Genomic DNA, 16648 nt, shown 5'->3' on the forward strand with positions numbered 1-16648 from the left:
TCATTGCTGGCCCGGCGCATTCGCCAGCAAATCGACTTCTACAGGGGCTGTGTTCGGCGACGGGCTCAGTTTGCCCGTTCGCCCAGGGGATACTGGGACGGGGCCATACCCAGTTCGCGGCGGAACATATCGCTGAAGCTGCTGGGGGAATAGCCCAGGGACCGGGCGATGGTGCTGACCGGCACCCCCTGAATGATCTCGGCCACTGCGGTCGCCAATTGCACTTGTCTGCGCCACTCGGCGAAGCCCATGCCGAGCACGCCCTGAAACAGACGCGAGAGGGTCCTGACGCTGGCGCCGGCATTCTCGGCATGCTGCTCGAACGACACATGGATGGACGGCTCGATCATCACGGTTTGACAGACGTTCATCAATCGACGGTCGCTGTCGTCGGGCATCGGCACCTTCAGCAGCGACCGCTTGGCGCGCTTGAGTTCCAGCAAGGCCAGACCGACCAGCGCATGGTAATACTCGGAATCCTTGTCCTGTTCGGTTACCAGATTGACGATCAGCTCGCGCAACAGACGCGCCACTTCGAAGACCTGAACACCAGGTTCAAGGGTCTTAGCCAGCGCCGGACGCAGATAGATATTGCGCATCTCCAGATCAGAAACCACGCGAATCCCATGAGGCACCCCCGGCGGCAGCCAAACCGCCCGTTGCGGCGGAACCACCAGCGCCTCATGTGGCGTCTCGACCCACATTACCCCCGACATCGCGTACAAGACCTGTCCCCAGTCATGCTGGTGCGGTTCGATATACAAACCACGCGGATAAGTGCGCGACACTCGCTGTACGGGGACGGTGGTATTGGAGAGATCGGGCGGAGCGGCAAGGGCCATGGGCGTGACCGGTGAGGGAGCGATGTTTGCAATGTTAGCGGGGCGCCATATGTCACCGCCAGCGATCAGAGATTATCCGGTGGCCCTGTCTCTTGTAAGAGCCGCTTGCTCACGAATGCGTCATACCGGCTACATCAACACTAACTGACACACCTCATTCGCCAAGCCGGCTCCTACAGGGAATTTGCGTCACGGCGGGTTACTCATAACAAAAACGCCCCGATCTCTCGACCGGGGCGTTTTTTAACATCAGCTCAACTGCCGTTCAACGTTAGAAAACGTTGATCGGGTAGTCGATGAAGATGCGGGTCTCGTTACCGCCGACGTTGTAGTTATCCACGTCGTTGGAGACGCGCAGGAACGAGTTACGCAGGCGCACGGACAGGTCTTTGACCGGGCCGCTCTGGACGACGTAAGTAAGCTGGCTGAACCATTCGCGCTCTTCGCCACGGCCACGGTCGGAACCGTCGTCGATGTTGTCGCCGCGCACGTAAGCGATCTTGTAGCTCAGGCCCGGGGTGACCACGGTGGCCAGGTTCACGCCGTAGCCCAGCTGCCAGGAGCGCTCGTCCTTGCCGTTGAAGTCCGACCAGTAGGAGTTGGCCAGGTAGATGGTGTTGCCGCCATCGCTGGTGCCACCATTGTTGCGGTAACCGCCGTAGTTGTAGCCGGTTTCACCGGTGCTGCGCTGGTGCGCGACGGTGAAGGAGTGGATACCCACGGCCCAGGTCGCTGCCAGGCTCCAGATCTTGTTGTCACGCGCGTCGTCGACAGCAAAGTCCTTGTCCAGCTTGGTCTTGTAGCCGTTGAAGTCGAATGTCAGCGACTGATCTGTCGGCAAGGCCCAGACATAGTTCAGGTTCAGGTACTGCTTTTTCAGCACGTCTTCGTCGTCCGAAGCGTAGAACGCAGCGCTGAACGCGTCGGTGAACTTGTAGCTGGCACCGTAGATATTGATGCTTTTCAGATCGCCGCTGTCGCGACCTTCGGCACTCTTGCGGGTCTGGGCGGTGAAACGGCCAGCCACCAGTTCCAGATCCTTGATCTCTTTGGAAGTGATCATGGTACCGGTGTAGGTTTCAGGCAGCAGACGCGAGCTGTCGTAACTCAGGATCGGCAACTGCGGCATCATGTCGCCGTATTTCAGTTCGGTGTTGGAGACACGGAACTTGACCGCACCACCAAAGCGCTGCAGATCGTCGGCCGCGTTGCCGCTGTCGCCCTGCTTGAAGAAGTCGATACCGCCCGCGCCGCTTTTGCCTTTGCCGCCGTCCAGACGCACAGCGTACAGACCGAAAGCATCGACACCGACACCGACAGCACCCTGGGTGTAACCCGACGAATAGTTGGCCATGAAAGCCTGACCCCATTCGGCGCGGTCCTGAGGGCCATCGTGCTTGTAATCGCGATTGATATAGGCGTTGCGCAGATTGACCTTCAGGCTGCTGTCTTCGACGAAGCCTTTGGAGTCCGCTTGTCCGTCAGCCATGGCATGGGTGGCGGCCAGGATGCCCAGAGCGAGCATGCCGATACGTTGTTTCATCTTATTGTCCTTGTTGGCAGATTTATCGCGCGCTGTGGCAAATACCCAGAGAGTAATTGCGTCTCCCACGACTGATCACAGTTCTGGAAGCCCGCACGAAATCATCGCAGTGGACTACTGATGCACGTACATGGCGCTTGGCCACAGGCGGTTGAGCCGAGAATCCTATCGCCGGCACAGGTAAGTGTCAATTTGATACATGCCAAACGACGGATGAGCCCGCCAGCCCGGGCTTGGCAGCGGTAAAAACGTCAGCTGTGCAATATGCCGAGCAGCGCCTCGATTTCAGCGTCATTGATCAGGCCGATGGGATATCGCTGAATGAGCATGGCACGGTATTCCGCAGCCGGACACTTGGGAGTTTGGGTTATCCGTAACCAGTCCGCCCTCATCGGCCGAGCTTCACTGCTTGCAGACAAACCTCGAGTCACCCGCGACTCCTGACGTGCGTTCATTGGGATAACCTCTTGCGTCTTGGACTGCGAAATCTACGGAGATTTTGTTACAGACGGACGAACGCAGTAACCATTAGCTAACCCCGCGGCTCGTTTTCGGCAGACCAGCAAGAAAATGCTGCGCACAAAAAAGCCCATCGTCCGATGGGCTTCATCACAGCAAGAAGTGAACCAACTCAGCGACGATGGGGAGCCGGCTGTTGTTGGGTCAGACAGTGGATATTGCCGCCGCCCAGTAGCAGCTCGCGGCCCGGCACCATGACGACCTCATGCTCGGGAAACAACCGTTGAAGGATTTGCCGTGCCTGTTCATCCAGTGGATCGTCGAAACTCGGCGCAATGATGCCGCCGTTGACGATCAGGAAGTTTACATACGAACCGGCCAGACGCACCGAAGGGTTGCGTTCCTGGCTGCCGTGCACTTGATCAACGCCGGCGCACTCTTCTTCGGTGGCAAACAGCGGCCCCGGAATCGGCATCTTGTGCACGATCAATGGTCGGCCCTTGGCATCACGCGCATTCTCCAGAACGCCCATGGCGGCCTGGCAGCGCGGAAAATTGGGGTCTTTCGGATCATCGGTCCAGGCCAGCAGCACTTCGCCGGGGCGCACATAGCAACAGAAGTTATCCACATGGCCGTCGGTTTCGTCGTTGTACAAACCATCCGGTAGCCAGATGATTTTTTCCACTGACAGATGATCACGCAGCACCGCTTCGATCTCTTCGCGAGACAGATGCGGATTGCGGTTGCGATTGAGCAGGCACTCCTCGGTGGTAATCAACGTGCCTTCGCCATCGACATGGATCGAGCCGCCTTCAAGGACGAACCCCTCGGTGACATAGCGCGGGCAGCGCTCGATTTCCAGGACTTTGCTGGCCAGTTGCTGATCCAGGTTCCATGGCGAATACAGGCCGCCGTCGAAACCGCCCCAGGCATTGAACCCCCAATCCACGCCGCGTACTTCGCCTTGATCATTGATAACGAAGGTCGGCCCGGTGTCGCGCACCCAGGCATCGTCGTTGCTGATCTCGACGACCCGGATGTTCGGCACATCGAGACGCGCTCGCGCGTTGTCGTATTGCGCGGCGGAAACGGCGACGGTCACCGGTTCGAAGCGTGCGATGGCCTTGGCCACAGCGACGTGGGCGGTCTGCACCGGCTTGCCGCCCAGGCGCCAGTTATCCGGACGCTCAGGCCAGACCATCCAGGTCTGGGTCTGCGCTGCCCATTCGGCGGGCATGTAAAAGCCATCGGCGCGTGGTGTGCTGTTGAGTGTGGTCATCTAATCAGGACTCCAATGAGCGATCGAGGGTTTTCGAACGGGCCGTACTGGCTGGGACGAGAAACGAGAAATACCAATTCGGCCGCACTTATAGCCGATAAATATCTGCTTTAAAAGCGCTTCCCATTTAAATCATCAGATGAGAAAACTTAAATACCGATATTAATCCGCATCTCTATCCCAGCTGTGAAAGTGAGCTTGTTGGCGAAAGCGCGGGCATGAGCACTGGAAATCTATTGGATGCAGTTTGATTTCGTCAGCAAGCTCACGCGCAAAGGGTTCGTACAGACAGAGAAAATTTCAGCTTTCAAGTTCACTCAACACCCTGGAAACGCTGTCGACAAAGAAATCGACACTGCTGCGAGTGGTCACCATCGGTGGTTTGATCTTGAGGATGTTCAGATAATCCCCGGTAGGTTGCATGAAGATGCCCAGTTCACGCAGGCGATCACACAGGTAGGTGGTTTCTTCGGTGGCAGGCTCCAGCGTCTGGCGGTTGCGCACCAGCTCCAGCCCCAGATAGAACCCTGAACCATGGGCTGCGCCGACCAGGGGATGTTCATTGATCAGCGCGAGCAACCGTTCCTTGAAATAGCCGCCGATGAGCTTGGCGTTTTCCCACAGATGTTCTTCCTCCATGACATCCAGCACGGCCAGTCCAATCTGGCAGCTCACGGGACTGCCGCCCGCCGAGGAAAAGAAATACCCCTCAGCCTCCAGCGCCTCGGCGATTTCCCGGCGAGTGATGACCGCGCCCAAGGGATGACCGTTGCCCATGCCTTTGGCCATGGTGATGATGTCCGGCACCACGCCCTGTTCCTCGAAACCCCAGAAGTAATGGCCCAAACGGCCGTATCCGACCTGAATTTCATCGGCGACGCAAACGCCTCCCAGCGCACGGACCTTCTGATACACCTCTTGCAGATAACCAGGCGGCAGCGAGATCCCGCCCGCATTGCCATACACCGGCTCGCAGATGAAACCCGCCAACTGACGTCCTTGTTCAGTCAGTCGGGCAAGATGCGCATCGACGCTCTTCAGGTAGAACGGCGTGCTGTCCGCGCCCCGTGCCTCGCCGCGATAGGTATTGGGCGCGACCACCGGATGCACCCAGTCGGGCCGGGTGCTGAGCGCTTGAGGGTTATCGGCGATGGACGTCGAGATCGCATCGGTGGCCACGGACCAGCCGTGATACGCCTCAAGCACACTCAAGACATCACGCCCGCCGCTGTAGGCCCAGGCCAGACGAATCGCCAGATCATTCGCCTCGGTGCCACTGTTGACCAGAAAAACCCGGTCCATCCCGGCGGGAGAAAGTTTGAGCAAGCGTTCGGAAAACTCGGCAATCGATGCGTAATGAAAGCGCGAGTTGGTGTTGAGCAACGACCATTGCCGCGCGGCCACTCGAGCCATGCGCGGGTGACCGTGACCGAGCACGGCTACGTTGTTGAGCATGTCCAGATAGGAACGGCCCTGCATGTCGATCAGATGGTTGCGCCAGCCACGTTCGATCTGTGGCGGCGCCTGATAATAGTGCTTTTGCGAGCGCGCGAAACTGGCCTCGCGACGGGCCAGCAACTCTGCGGAATCGGCCAACAGCGGCGCATCGCAGTCAAAACCCAGCAGCGCCTTGGGCGAGCGACACAGCGTCCGCCAGGCCGCCGCCCGTGAAGGCGTCGTAAACAATGGCGGGCTCACGTTACGCTCGGAACACAGCTGCACGATCAGCGAACCGCCGCCCTGCCCGATCACATCACTGGCACCAAATTCGACCCCGGAATCGAAATCCGAGCGTACGCCCCACAGGCGCAGGTTCGACCGGGCGCCCACCAGCATCAAGGCACCGTCGGCGGTGTGACGCAGCGTGCCGTGGAATGGCGCATGCACCGCCGTTCCATGCGGGATGAGCAATTCGACGTGCAAGGCAAAGGTGTCCGGCTCGCGAGCGCTGTCGGGGAGCGTCCTCGACAGCCGGTATTCGCCATAGCGGCTGGCCGCCAGCCCATGAGTGTGCGCTGTCTCTTTGAGCAGCAGCTCGTCAATGCCGCTTCGCTCCCAGTTACCGGCGGCGAAGTGTTCGCTGAGCACGCCCAGATCGACTGTCGTGAACGCCTGCCCGCCAAGACTCGGCAGCAGTGGCGAAAATGACTCGTCACTGTGCTGTTGTTCGAGTTGTCCCACGGCATTCAGAATCGCGGCCTCCATCAGCGCCATCGGCACCGAAGTCGCTACGTCGAAGATGTTCCACTCGCTGTCGAGATTGGCCTGAATATAAGTGTTGCCTGGCTCGATGCTCGCCTGCTGTTCGCTGCTGAGCACCAACACCGCCGAGCGCGCGACGATCAATGGCCACAGCGCCTTCAATTCTTCGGGTTGCAACGGATTGATCCGGTGATAGGCCTCGATGGCCGGAAGGATGTAAAGCGGGTCGCCCTCGGCATGATGCAGCAACGCAGCACAGGTCACCGAGAGATCGGCAATACGCCAAGTGCGCACCAGATCGCCAAAATCGATCAGCCCTTGCAGTCGCCATAGATGATGAGCATCGCGCTGCCACATCACGTTGTACTCGGTGATATCCATGTGGATCGCCTGCACCGGCAACGCTGCAATCAGCGGCAGCAAACGCGCGTGGGCCTGTTCGGCGGCCTCGGCAATGCAGGCGCGCTCTTCAGCGCTTTCGATGACAGGGAGCAGATGCTTGATCAACGCGCTGGCATGACGCGGGTCCCATTGCAGAATGCGCTCCAGACCCGGATGCTCGAAACCTGCCAGGGCCACATCGACTCTGGCACAAAGCTCGGCCAAACCGGTCACCACCTGACGGCTCAGGTGCTCGACATGCGCCAGCGACTGGCCGTCGATGAACTCCAGCAGCCGCACATGCACTGCATGGCCCGCCACCTCGACGGACAGCAGGTCCTGCCCGTTGGCGGCGAGCAACACGCTCGGCACACGCACATCGGACTGAGCGCCCAGATGCCGCAACGCCGCATGCTGGGCTGCCAGTTCCGCGGTCGAATAATCGCCATGGCAGATCTTCAATACGAAACGCCGTCCGTCACCGGTATCCAGCAGGAAGTTGCGATCCTGATGGCTGCCCAGCTCTTTCAACATGCCCGTCAATCCGTAATACGCCGACAGCAGTTCGGCGGCCTGGTCAGCAGTGATCTCCGGGCAAGGCAGGCTGGAGCGACGAATCAGAGTGGCAAGCGGCATGTGCATGGCCCCGAAGGCAAGGGTGGACGAGCAATATCGCCACTTGAGATGTGCACAAGCAACCCCCGGCCGTGTGGATTTAAAGAAACACATTGGCGATCAATAGATAGCGTAGCCGTTAAGCGAATGAAACACTCACGGCATTTTTATGACGCTCTACGGGTCAGGCAATCAATTAATTTCATGGCCTTCGAGCGGTTTGTGCCTTGCGCCCGGCCTCGCCGGCCCACAAGCTATGCTTCGTTATCTTGACGTCCATCCAGGGAAGAAGGCTTAGCTATGCGAATACTTGTCACCGGTGGCGCCGGATTCATTGGCTCTGCGCTGATCCGCCATTTGATCAACAACACCGACCACGACGTACTGAATTTCGACAAATTGACGTACGCAGGCAACCTTGAATCGCTGCAGAGCATTGTGACCAACACCCGCTACGAGTTCGTGCAACAAGACATCGTCAATCAGGCCGAGGTCAGCAAGGTGCTGGCGCGCTTCAAACCTGAGGCGATCATGCACCTGGCGGCAGAGTCCCACGTCGACCGCTCGATCGATGGCCCGTCGGAATTCATCCAGACCAACATCGTCGGCACCTACAGCCTGCTGGAAGCCACTCGCGGCTATTGGCTGACCCTGCCGGAGGCCGAGCGTGCGGCGTTTCGCTTCCACCACATCTCCACCGATGAAGTGTATGGCGACCTGCACGGCGTCGATGACCTATTCACCGAGACCACGCCTTATGCTCCAAGCTCGCCCTACTCGGCAAGCAAGGCCGCATCGGACCATCTGGTCCGCGCCTGGCAGCGCACCTACGGCCTGCCGGTGGTAGTGACCAACTGCTCGAACAACTACGGACCATTCCACTTTCCGGAAAAACTCATCCCGCTGGTGATCCTCAATGCGCTGGCGGGTAAAAAACTGCCGGTGTATGGCAACGGCCTGCAAGTGCGGGACTGGCTGTTCGTCGAGGATCACGCCCGGGCGCTGCTCAAGGTGGTGACCGAAGGCGAGGTCGGCGAAACCTACAACATCGGCGGCCACAATGAGCAGAAGAACATCGACGTGGTGCGTGGCATTTGCGCGCTGCTCGAAGAACTGGCTCCAGAGCAACGCAAAGGCGTGGCCAATTATGCGGACTTGATCACCTACGTGACCGACCGCCCTGGCCACGACATGCGGTACGCCATCGACGCCAGCAAGATCGAGCGCGAGCTTGGCTGGAAGCCGGAAGAAACCTTCGAATCCGGGCTGCGCAAAACCGTGCAGTGGTATCTGGACAACCTGGAGTGGTGCCGCAACGTGCAGGACGGCAGCTACCAGGGTGAACGCTTGGGCACCAACGTGAAGGATCTGATCGCATGACTAAAGGAATTGTACTGGCAGGCGGCTCGGGCACACGCCTTCACCCGATCACGCTCGGTGTCTCCAAACAACTGCTGCCGATCTACGACAAACCGATGATCTATTATTCGATCTCGGTGCTGATGCTGGCGGGCATCAAGGAAATCCTGATCATTTCCACGCCGCTGGACCTGCCGCAATACCGGGCCCTGCTCGGCGACGGAAGCCAGTTCGGGGTTCACTTCCATTACGCCGAACAACCCAAGCCGGACGGCCTGGCACAGGCGTTCCTGATTGGCGAACAATTCATCGGCGATGATCCGGTGTGCCTGATCCTGGGCGACAACATCTTCCACGGTCAGCACTTCAGCGATCAGCTCAGGCGCGCCGCCGATCAGGCATCTGGCGCAACCGTGTTCGGCTACTGGGTGAAAGACCCGGAACGTTTTGGTGTGATCGACTTCGACGAGAGCGGCCACGCGCTATCCATCGAGGAAAAGCCCAAGGCACCGAAATCCAGCTACGCAGTGACCGGGCTGTACTTCTACGATAACGAAGTGATTCAGATCGCCAAGGACGTGAAGCCGTCGCCCCGGGGCGAGCTGGAAATCACCGACGTGAACAATGCCTATCTCAAGCGCGGCGACCTGCGCGTGGAGCGATTCGGCCGGGGCTTCGCCTGGCTCGATACCGGAACCCACGACAGCCTGCTCGATGCTTCGCAATACGTGCAGACCATTGAGCATCGCCAGGGTCTGAAGGTCGCCTGCCTAGAAGAAATCGCCTTCCAGAATGGCTGGATCGATCGGGTTCACCTGCTGCAACGGGCTGACTACTTCGGCAAGACAGGTTACGGTCAGTACCTGTTCAAGGTCGCAGGGGAAAGTCAGTGAACGTCATAGCAAGCGAGTTGCCCGAGGTGCTCATCATTGAACCCAAAGTGTTCGGCGATGAGCGCGGGTTCTTCTATGAGAGCTTCAATGCCAAAGCCTTCGCCGACGCAACCGGGGTAAACGCGCAGTTCGTGCAGGACAACCATTCGCGCTCGCAGAAGGGCGTGCTGCGCGGTCTGCATTACCAGATCGAAAACCCCCAGGGCAAACTGGTGCGCGTCACAGCCGGCAAGGTGCTGGACATCGCGGTCGACATCCGTCGCAGCTCTGAGCACTTCGGCAAATGGTTCGGCCTTGAGCTGTCCGCCGAAAACGCCAAGCAGCTGTGGATTCCACCCGGTTTCGCTCATGGCTTCGTGGTGCTCAGCGACTACGCCGAGTTTCTGTACAAGACCACCGACTACTACACGCCGTCCGCCGAGCGCTGCATTCGTTGGGACGATCGCACGCTTGCCATCGACTGGAAGCTGGATGAAGAACCTCAGCTGTCAGCCAAGGACAAGGTCGGCAAGAGACTCGAAGAAGCGGACCTGTTCCCATGAGTGCGCCGCTGCGGATTCTCATCAGCGGGCAACACGGCCAGGTCTCGCAGGCGTTGCAGCAAAGCCTCAAGGATCTGGGCGAGTTGATCGTGCTGGGTCGCGAGCAGTTGGACCTGAGCCGGCCTGAGTCGATTCGCGAGGTTGTGCGCGGCGTCAAACCGGACCTGATCATCAACGCCGCCGCGCATACGGCGGTGGATCAGGCTGAAAGCGAAGCGGATCTGGCATTCGCCATCAATGCCATCTCCCCCGGCGTTTTTGCCGAAGAAGCAGCCGCGCTGGGTATTCCGTTCATTCACTACTCCACCGACTACGTGTTCGATGGCAGCAAACCCGATGCGTGGAATGAGGCGGATACGCCAAATCCTCTCGGTGTGTATGGCAGCAGCAAACTGGCGGGCGAGCAGGCCATCGCGGCAGCGGGCGGAAAATATCTGATCCTGCGTACCAGTTGGGTGTATTCCCTGACCGGACGCAACTTTCTGCTGACCATGCAGCGTCTGCTGCAGGAGCGTGAAAAGCTCACCATCGTCGCCGATCAGATCGGCGCGCCGACATGGGCGGGCACTATCGCGCAAAGCACTCGCGCGCTGATCGAGCGTTGGCGTGACGATCAGCCTGGGGCCTGGGGCGTGTATCACTTAACAGCCAGCGGCAAGACCTCGTGGTTCGGTTTTGCCCAGGCCATTGGTCAGGAATTGATCAAAGCCGGCAAGCCCTGCGCGACCCTTGAGCCAATCCCTTCAAGCGCGTATCCCACGCCTGCGACACGCCCGCTCAATTCGCGTCTGGACTGTAGCCGCCTGCAACACGAATGGGGCGTGAGCCAGCCGGATTGGCATGACGCAATGCTGGAGTGCTTAGCGCAGCAGCGGTAGGCATAATGCGGTCCATACCGTGCCTACACCGCATGTACCCAATGCGACCGCTACGCGCTCGTTCGCGGATGAATCCGCTCCCACAGAAAGCACGTGGAGCTCCTGTGGGAGCGGATTCATCCGCGAGACGTCGGTGCAGGCAGCAAAGCAACCAGCGGCGTACGCCATATGATGACCAGCAATTCCTCCCTCCCACGCCGCCCTCGCTGGCGCAGCCTCGCGCTGCTGGCCTTGATTCTGGCGCCCCTGTTGTGGCCGCTCGAGCGTCTGGCCGAGCATTACTATCGCAACGAGTTGCTGAGCCAGAACCGCCAGACTCTGGATCTCTATGTCGCCAACCTGCTCGGCACCTTGCACCGTTACGAAGTGCTGCCGCAGATCCTCGGTGATCTGCCAGGATTGCGCGCCGCGTTGGCCAATCCACAAGATCGGCAAACCAGGGAACAGGCCAACCTGCTGCTGATGAACACGGCGCAGCAGACCGGCGCCGAAGTCATCTACCTGATGGCCCCCAACGGCGATACGCTGGCTGCGTCCAATTGGGACAAACCGGACAGTTTCGTCGACCGCAACTTCGCCTTTCGGCCCTATTTCAGCAACGCCATGGCGGGCAAGCTGGGGCGTTTTTTCGGCCTGGGTACAACCTCGGGCAAACGTGGCTACTTCTTCGCCGCCGCCGTGCACGATGGCAACATCGTGATCGGTGTGCTGGTGGTCAAGGTCGACTTGGACCTGACCGAAACCCTGTGGGGCAAGACGCCGGAACAACTGCTGGTCACCGACCATAACGGTGTCGTGATCCTGACCTCCAATCCCAGTTGGCGCTTCCGCGCGACCCGACCGCTGAGCGAGCAGGAAAAACAGGCGATCGTCGCCATCCAGCCCTATCCGACTCGCGATCCACGCCCCTTGCAACTGGATGAAAACGGCTGGCTGACGCAGACCCAGCAAATTGACGAAACCGGTTGGAGCGTGAACATCCTGGCGCCCAAGGCGCTGGTTTCGCGCCCTGTTCGCACGGTCGTGGCGATTGGTGGCGCGACGTTGCTAGTGCTCATGTTGCTGCTGGGGATCATGATGCAGCGACGTCGGCACTACTTGGATCGCATCAACTTCGAGGGCAAGGCGCGCCGCGAACTCGAAGTGCGCGTGGTCGAGCGTACCAGCGACCTGGAAGGCCTGAACCGACGCCTGCGCCAGGAAGTGCTGGAGCGCGAACATGCGCAACAAGAGCTGTTCCGCGCGCAGGACGAACTGGTTCAGGCGGGCAAGCTTTCGGCGCTGGGCACCATGTCCGCGAGCATCAGCCACGAACTCAATCAGCCGCTGGCGGCGATTCGCAGTTACGCGGAAAACGCCGAAGTCCTGCTCGACCATCAACGTACTGACGACGCTCGCGGCAATCTCAAGCTGATCAGTGAACTGACCGGTCGCATGGCTTCGATCATTGCTCATCTGCGCGCCTTTGCCCGCCGCGATCGACACGCCCCGGAAAGCGTGGCCCTGCAACCGGCGCTGGACGATGCCCTCGCGCTGCTCGCCAAGCGTCGCCGAGCCATGGATGTCGAATTGATTCGCGACCTGCCGGACGCAACACTCTGGGTGCAGGCCGGTGAAACCCGTCTGCGTCAGGTGCTGGGCAATCTATTGGCGAACGCACTGGATGCGTTGACCGAGAAAGGCCCGCCGCGCAAATTGTGGATCAGTGCCGAGCACAGCGCCGAGGGCGTCAACCTGTACATTCGCGACAACGGCCCGGGCTTTTCCCGCGAGGCGCTGGAACATGCACGCGAGCCGTTCTTCACCACCAAGACCAGCACTCAGGGCTTGGGGCTTGGCCTTGCGATCTGCGATACCCTGATGCGCGCCCTGGGCGGTGAGCTGCTGTTCGCCAATCACCCCGAGGGTGGCGCCCTGCTGACATTGCGCATGCGCGCCGGGGCTTCAGGGGTCAGTCTTCAAACGCCGGAGGATCTATCTGAATGAGCACGGATACCGCCATCGACAGCCGAATTCAGGTTGTGCTGATCGACGACGACCCGCATCTGCGTCAGGCCTTGAGCCAGACGCTGGACCTCGCTGGCTTGAAAATCCTGCCGCTGAGCGATGCCACCGGCCTGAAAGCGCGACTTGAGCGCGACTGGCCCGGCGTGATCGTCAGCGATATCCGCATGCCCGGCATCGATGGCCTTGAGTTGCTGAACCAGCTTCATGCTCAAGACTCGGATCTGCCGGTGTTGCTGATCACCGGCCACGGCGATGTCCCGCTCGCCGTGCAGGCGATGCGGGCCGGGGCTTACGACTTTCTTGAAAAACCTTTCGCCAGCGATGCCCTGCTCGACAGCGTGCGCCGCGCACTTGCCCTGCGCCGACTGGTGCTGGACAACCGCAGCCTGCGGTTGGAACTGAGCGATCGCCAGCAATTGAGTGCGCGGCTGGTGGGCCTTTCTACGCCGATTCAGCGCTTACGCGATCAGATCGGCGCACTGGCAGCGACCAAGGCCGATGTGTTGATCCTGGGCGAAACCGGCGCCGGTAAGGAAGTCGTCGCCCGTGCGCTGCATGACCTGTCCAGCCGCCGCAACGGCCCGTTCGTCGCAATCAACGCCGGAGCGCTGGCTGAATCGGTGGTCGAAAGCGAGCTGTTCGGTCACGAACCTGGCGCTTTTACTGGCGCGCAAAAGCGGCGCATCGGCAAGTTCGAATTCGCCAACGGCGGCACGCTGTTTCTCGACGAGATCGAGAGCATGAGCATGGATGTGCAGGTCAAATTGCTGCGTCTTTTGCAGGAGCGGGTAGTCGAGCGCTTGGGCGGCAATCAGCAGATCCCGCTGGATATCCGCATCGTCGCCGCGACCAAGGAGGACTTGCGCCATGCGGCTGATCAGGGCCGTTTCCGCGCCGACCTGTATTACCGTCTGAACGTGGCGCCGTTACGGATTCCGCCCCTGCGCGAGCGAGGTGAAGACGCGCTGGTGCTGTTCCAGCATTTTGCCGACGCCGCCAGCCTGCGCCATGGTCTGCCGCGCCATGAGCTGCAGCCGGGACACCGGGCGATGCTATTGCGGCACAGCTGGCCGGGTAACGTGCGCGAGCTGCAGAACGCCGCCGAACGCTTCGCGCTTGGGCTGGAACTTGAACTGGAAGGCGCCACGCAGCAAAACACGCCAGCTGCGACAGGCGGCCTGAGTGAACAGGTCGAGGCTTTCGAACGCGCCCTGATCGCCGCCGAACTGACCCGCCCCCACAGTTCGGTTCGCAGCCTCGCCGAATCCTTGGGCGTACCGCGCAAAACCCTGCACGACAAACTGCGCAAACATGGCCTGAACTTCAGCGGCGGCGGCTCCGATGACAACGACTGATCCGGCCCCATCCCCCGTAGCAGCACGGCTAGCAGCCAGTGGCGATTCCAAAGACCTCACCGCCAGCAAGCCGGACTGCTACAGCGTTTTTGCGTCAGCTATGACAAGGTAGGGTGCTCTCAAGCTTGCAGCATCACGGCTTGCAGGCGGCGGCGATTTCAAAGACGCCACCGCCGGCAAGCCGAACTGCTACAGAAGGTCATTTGCAGGAAGAATGAGATGAGTCAGGAATCTATTGCCCAACAACTGGAAAACGTCCTGCATCAGGACATCCCCCTGACCCGCGACATGGGCATGAAGGTCATCAGTTGGGAAAACCACCAACTGCGCCTGCATCTTCCTCTGGCACAGAACATCAATCATAAGAGCACGCTGTTCGGCGGCAGCCTGTATTGCGGCGCAGTGCTGGCGGGCTGGGGATGGTTGTATCTGCGGTTGAAGGAAGCCGGGATCGACGATGGGCATATCGTCATTCAGGAAGGCCAGATCAGCTATCCCTTACCGGTGAAACGCGACGGCGTGGCGATCTGCGATGCGCCGGATGAAGCGACCTGGGACAGGTTCGTGAAAACGTATGAGCGTCGTGGTCGTGCGAGGTTGGCGTTGAACACGCGAATCGTGGCCGCGGGTTCGGCGGGTTCGGCGGTGGAGTTTGTCGGACAGTACGTATTGCATCGTTGAACGCAGGCCTGCTTGCGCCACTGTCTTCGGCATCAACGCATAACCCTGTAGGAGCCGGCTTGCTGGCGAATGCGATATGTCTGTGCCGCATGAAATGGCTGACACTCCGGGTTTCGCCAGCAAGCCGACCCCTACAGTTCAGTGTTCAGTTGAGCTACGCGATCATCCCTTCGCCAACTCGATCAACGCCCCGCGCCACGACGCCTCTGCCGGCAACGCCAGGAAAAACCCATTGAGCAACGACTCTCTCGCCGGGTAATCGAACGTCTCGCCCGCCAGATCCAACACCGCGCCGCCCGCGCCTTCCAGCACACCCTGGGCAGCGGCAGTGTCCCATTGCGAGGTCGGCGCCAGACGCGGATAGCAATCGGCCGAACCTTCCGCCAACAGACAAAACTTCAGCGAACTGCCGATATTGATCAGCTTCAACTCTCCCACCACGGTGGATAATCCGGCCAGCAGCTTCTCCTGTTCCGGGCTTGAATGGCGGCGGCTGGCAACCACGGTAAACGACTCGCCTTCTGTGGACTTGTTACGCACCTTGATCGGTTCGATGTGATGAGCATCGTCACTGCGCCACGCGCCCAGTCCCGCGCCACCGAAGTAGCAGCGATCATTGGTCGGCATCGACACCACGCCAAACACCACGCGCCCGTTCTCGATCAGCGCGACGTTGACAGTGAATTCTTCGCTGCCGGAGATGAATTCCTTGGTGCCATCCAGCGGATCGACGAGCCACCAGCGCTGCCACTGGCTGCGCTCGCTCAGCGGGATGTCGGCGTCTTCTTCCGACAGGATGTGAATGCTCGGGTCCAGCGCCGTCAGGCCCGCCACCAGCAATTCATGGGCCGCAAGATCGGCAGCCGTGACCGGCGAGTTATCGGATTTGGCCGTCACTTCGACGCCCGAACGCCAGAACGGCAAGATGGCTTCTCCGGCGCGACGGCAGAGGTCGATCACCGGCGCCAGCAACGGGTGTGGCAATTGGGCGAATGCATCGGTCATGGCTGAAACGCTCCACGCTGGGTCAGCAGATCACGGGCCAGATACAGCGCGGCCAATGCGCGGCCTTCGGAAAACTGCGGGTGTTGCGCCAGGCTTGCAAGCTCGCGCAGGTTGATCTTGTCCACACCCATCGGCTCAGGCTCGTCGCCCAACAGGCGCTCCTCATACAGATCTGTGGCCAGCACCACCTGGATTTTCTGGCTCATGTAACCCGGCGACAACGACAGCTCGGTGAGATGTTCCAACTGCCGCGCGCCATAACCGGCCTCTTCCTTAAGCTCACGATTCGCCGCCGCCAACACGTCTTCGCCCGGCTCGATCAGGCCCTTGGGCAAGGACAGCTCGTACTCGTCGGTGCCGCCGCAATATTCCTCCACCAATACCGCATGTTCGTCGTCGAGCATCGCCACGATCATGACCGCGCCGTATCCGGTGCCGCGTCCGACCAGACGCTCATAAACACGCTCGACGCCATTGGAAAAGCGCAATTGCACTTCTTCGACTCGGAACAGACGGCTGCTCGCGACGATTTCACGAGCGAGTACAGTGGGTTTCTGGCGCATGACAAGCTCCTTGGCGTAGACGGAGTACTATACCGTGGCTTTTC

At 60.1% G+C, this 16648-nt stretch carries 14 protein-coding genes; 7 read left to right on the forward strand and 7 right to left on the reverse strand.

Going from position 1 to position 16648, the window contains the following annotated elements; all coding sequences use genetic code 11:
- Positions 1 to 65: 65 nt before the first annotated feature.
- The 5 genes from ACRER8_RS24190 to ACRER8_RS24210 form a co-directional block, all read right to left on the reverse strand.
- Entirely contained in the window at positions 66 to 842 is a 777-nt protein-coding gene (locus tag ACRER8_RS24190; RefSeq protein ID WP_431748700.1) for an AraC family transcriptional regulator, read from the reverse strand.
- A 271-nt stretch (positions 843 to 1113) separates the two neighbouring features.
- Entirely contained in the window at positions 1114 to 2385 is a 1272-nt protein-coding gene (locus tag ACRER8_RS24195) for an OprD family porin (RefSeq protein WP_431748701.1), read from the reverse strand.
- 251 nt (positions 2386 to 2636) lie between these two features.
- A complete protein-coding gene (locus tag ACRER8_RS24200) occupies positions 2637 to 2840 on the reverse strand; it encodes a hypothetical protein (protein WP_431748702.1) in 204 nt (67 codons plus the stop codon).
- A gap of 176 nt (positions 2841 to 3016) precedes the next feature.
- Positions 3017 to 4123 carry an agmatine deiminase gene (gene aguA / locus ACRER8_RS24205; protein WP_431748703.1) on the reverse strand — a complete coding sequence of 369 codons (1107 nt, stop codon included), beginning with the start codon at positions 4121 to 4123 and terminating at the stop codon, positions 3017 to 3019.
- A 300-nt stretch (positions 4124 to 4423) separates the two neighbouring features.
- Positions 4424 to 7342, reverse strand: coding sequence for an aminotransferase (locus tag ACRER8_RS24210; protein ID WP_431748704.1), 2919 nt, complete (start codon positions 7340 to 7342; stop codon positions 4424 to 4426).
- 279 nt (positions 7343 to 7621) lie between these two features.
- On the opposite strand from ACRER8_RS24210, the gene rfbB reads away from it, so the two are divergent.
- The 7 genes from rfbB (at position 7622) to ACRER8_RS24245 (ending at position 15036) form a co-directional block, all read left to right on the forward strand.
- Complete coding sequence (gene rfbB, locus ACRER8_RS24215; protein ID WP_431748705.1) at positions 7622 to 8701, forward strand: dTDP-glucose 4,6-dehydratase; 1080 nt, start codon at positions 7622 to 7624, stop codon at positions 8699 to 8701.
- Complete coding sequence (rfbA, locus tag ACRER8_RS24220; protein WP_431748706.1) at positions 8698 to 9573, forward strand: glucose-1-phosphate thymidylyltransferase RfbA; 876 nt, start codon at positions 8698 to 8700, stop codon at positions 9571 to 9573. The genes rfbB and rfbA overlap by 4 nt, the downstream gene beginning before the upstream one ends.
- A complete protein-coding gene (gene rfbC, locus ACRER8_RS24225; RefSeq protein WP_431748707.1) occupies positions 9570 to 10115 on the forward strand; it encodes a dTDP-4-dehydrorhamnose 3,5-epimerase in 546 nt (181 codons plus the stop codon). Before rfbA ends, rfbC begins: the two co-directional genes overlap by 4 nt.
- Positions 10112 to 10993: a dTDP-4-dehydrorhamnose reductase gene (gene rfbD / locus ACRER8_RS24230; RefSeq protein ID WP_431748708.1), complete on the forward strand. Its 882-nt coding sequence runs from the start codon at positions 10112 to 10114 to the stop codon at positions 10991 to 10993. The genes rfbC and rfbD overlap by 4 nt, the downstream gene beginning before the upstream one ends.
- Before the next feature lie 171 nt (positions 10994 to 11164).
- A complete protein-coding gene (locus ACRER8_RS24235; RefSeq protein WP_431748726.1) occupies positions 11165 to 12979 on the forward strand; it encodes a sensor histidine kinase in 1815 nt (604 codons plus the stop codon).
- A complete protein-coding gene (locus ACRER8_RS24240) occupies positions 12976 to 14355 on the forward strand; it encodes a sigma-54-dependent transcriptional regulator (RefSeq protein ID WP_431748709.1) in 1380 nt (459 codons plus the stop codon). Before ACRER8_RS24235 ends, ACRER8_RS24240 begins: the two co-directional genes overlap by 4 nt.
- 219 nt (positions 14356 to 14574) lie before the next feature.
- On the forward strand, positions 14575 to 15036 hold the full coding sequence (locus ACRER8_RS24245) for a thioesterase domain-containing protein (RefSeq protein ID WP_431748710.1): 462 nt from the start codon (positions 14575 to 14577) through the stop codon (positions 15034 to 15036).
- Between the two features lie 162 nt (positions 15037 to 15198).
- Here the strand turns inward: ACRER8_RS24245 and cysQ are convergent, their stop codons facing one another.
- Together cysQ and nudE are read right to left on the reverse strand one after the other, a co-directional pair.
- On the reverse strand, positions 15199 to 16041 hold the full coding sequence (gene cysQ, locus ACRER8_RS24250; protein ID WP_431748711.1) for a 3'(2'),5'-bisphosphate nucleotidase CysQ: 843 nt from the start codon (positions 16039 to 16041) through the stop codon (positions 15199 to 15201).
- Positions 16038 to 16604, reverse strand: a complete 567-nt coding sequence (gene nudE, locus ACRER8_RS24255; protein WP_431748712.1) for an ADP compounds hydrolase NudE — start codon at positions 16602 to 16604, stop codon at positions 16038 to 16040. The genes cysQ and nudE overlap by 4 nt, the downstream gene beginning before the upstream one ends.
- Between the last annotated feature and the right edge of the window lie 44 nt (positions 16605 to 16648).

It is taken from the genome of Pseudomonas sp., from assembly GCF_050739935.1.
Taxonomy (GTDB): Bacteria; Pseudomonadota; Gammaproteobacteria; order Pseudomonadales; family Pseudomonadaceae; genus Aquipseudomonas.

Excerpts from the sequence above, each read along its gene's own strand:
- ACRER8_RS24190 (WP_431748700.1), bottom strand. The coding sequence starts at position 842 with ATGGCCCTTGCCGCTCCGCCCGATCTCTCCAATACCACCGTCCCCGTA.
- ACRER8_RS24195 (WP_431748701.1), bottom strand. The coding sequence starts at position 2,385 with ATGAAACAACGTATCGGCATGCTCGCTCTGGGCATCCTGGCCGCCACC.
- ACRER8_RS24200 (WP_431748702.1), bottom strand. The coding sequence starts at position 2,840 with ATGAACGCACGTCAGGAGTCGCGGGTGACTCGAGGTTTGTCTGCAAGC.
- aguA (WP_431748703.1), bottom strand. The coding sequence starts at position 4,123 with ATGACCACACTCAACAGCACACCACGCGCCGATGGCTTTTACATGCCC.
- ACRER8_RS24210 (WP_431748704.1), bottom strand. The coding sequence starts at position 7,342 with ATGCCGCTTGCCACTCTGATTCGTCGCTCCAGCCTGCCTTGCCCGGAG.
- rfbB (WP_431748705.1), top strand. The coding sequence starts at position 7,622 with ATGCGAATACTTGTCACCGGTGGCGCCGGATTCATTGGCTCTGCGCTG.
- rfbA (WP_431748706.1), top strand. The coding sequence starts at position 8,698 with ATGACTAAAGGAATTGTACTGGCAGGCGGCTCGGGCACACGCCTTCAC.
- rfbD (WP_431748708.1), top strand. The coding sequence starts at position 10,112 with ATGAGTGCGCCGCTGCGGATTCTCATCAGCGGGCAACACGGCCAGGTC.
- ACRER8_RS24235 (WP_431748726.1), top strand. The coding sequence starts at position 11,165 with ATGACCAGCAATTCCTCCCTCCCACGCCGCCCTCGCTGGCGCAGCCTC.
- ACRER8_RS24240 (WP_431748709.1), top strand. The coding sequence starts at position 12,976 with ATGAGCACGGATACCGCCATCGACAGCCGAATTCAGGTTGTGCTGATC.
- ACRER8_RS24245 (WP_431748710.1), top strand. The coding sequence starts at position 14,575 with ATGAGTCAGGAATCTATTGCCCAACAACTGGAAAACGTCCTGCATCAG.
- cysQ (WP_431748711.1), bottom strand. The coding sequence starts at position 16,041 with ATGACCGATGCATTCGCCCAATTGCCACACCCGTTGCTGGCGCCGGTG.
- nudE (WP_431748712.1), bottom strand. The coding sequence starts at position 16,604 with ATGCGCCAGAAACCCACTGTACTCGCTCGTGAAATCGTCGCGAGCAGC.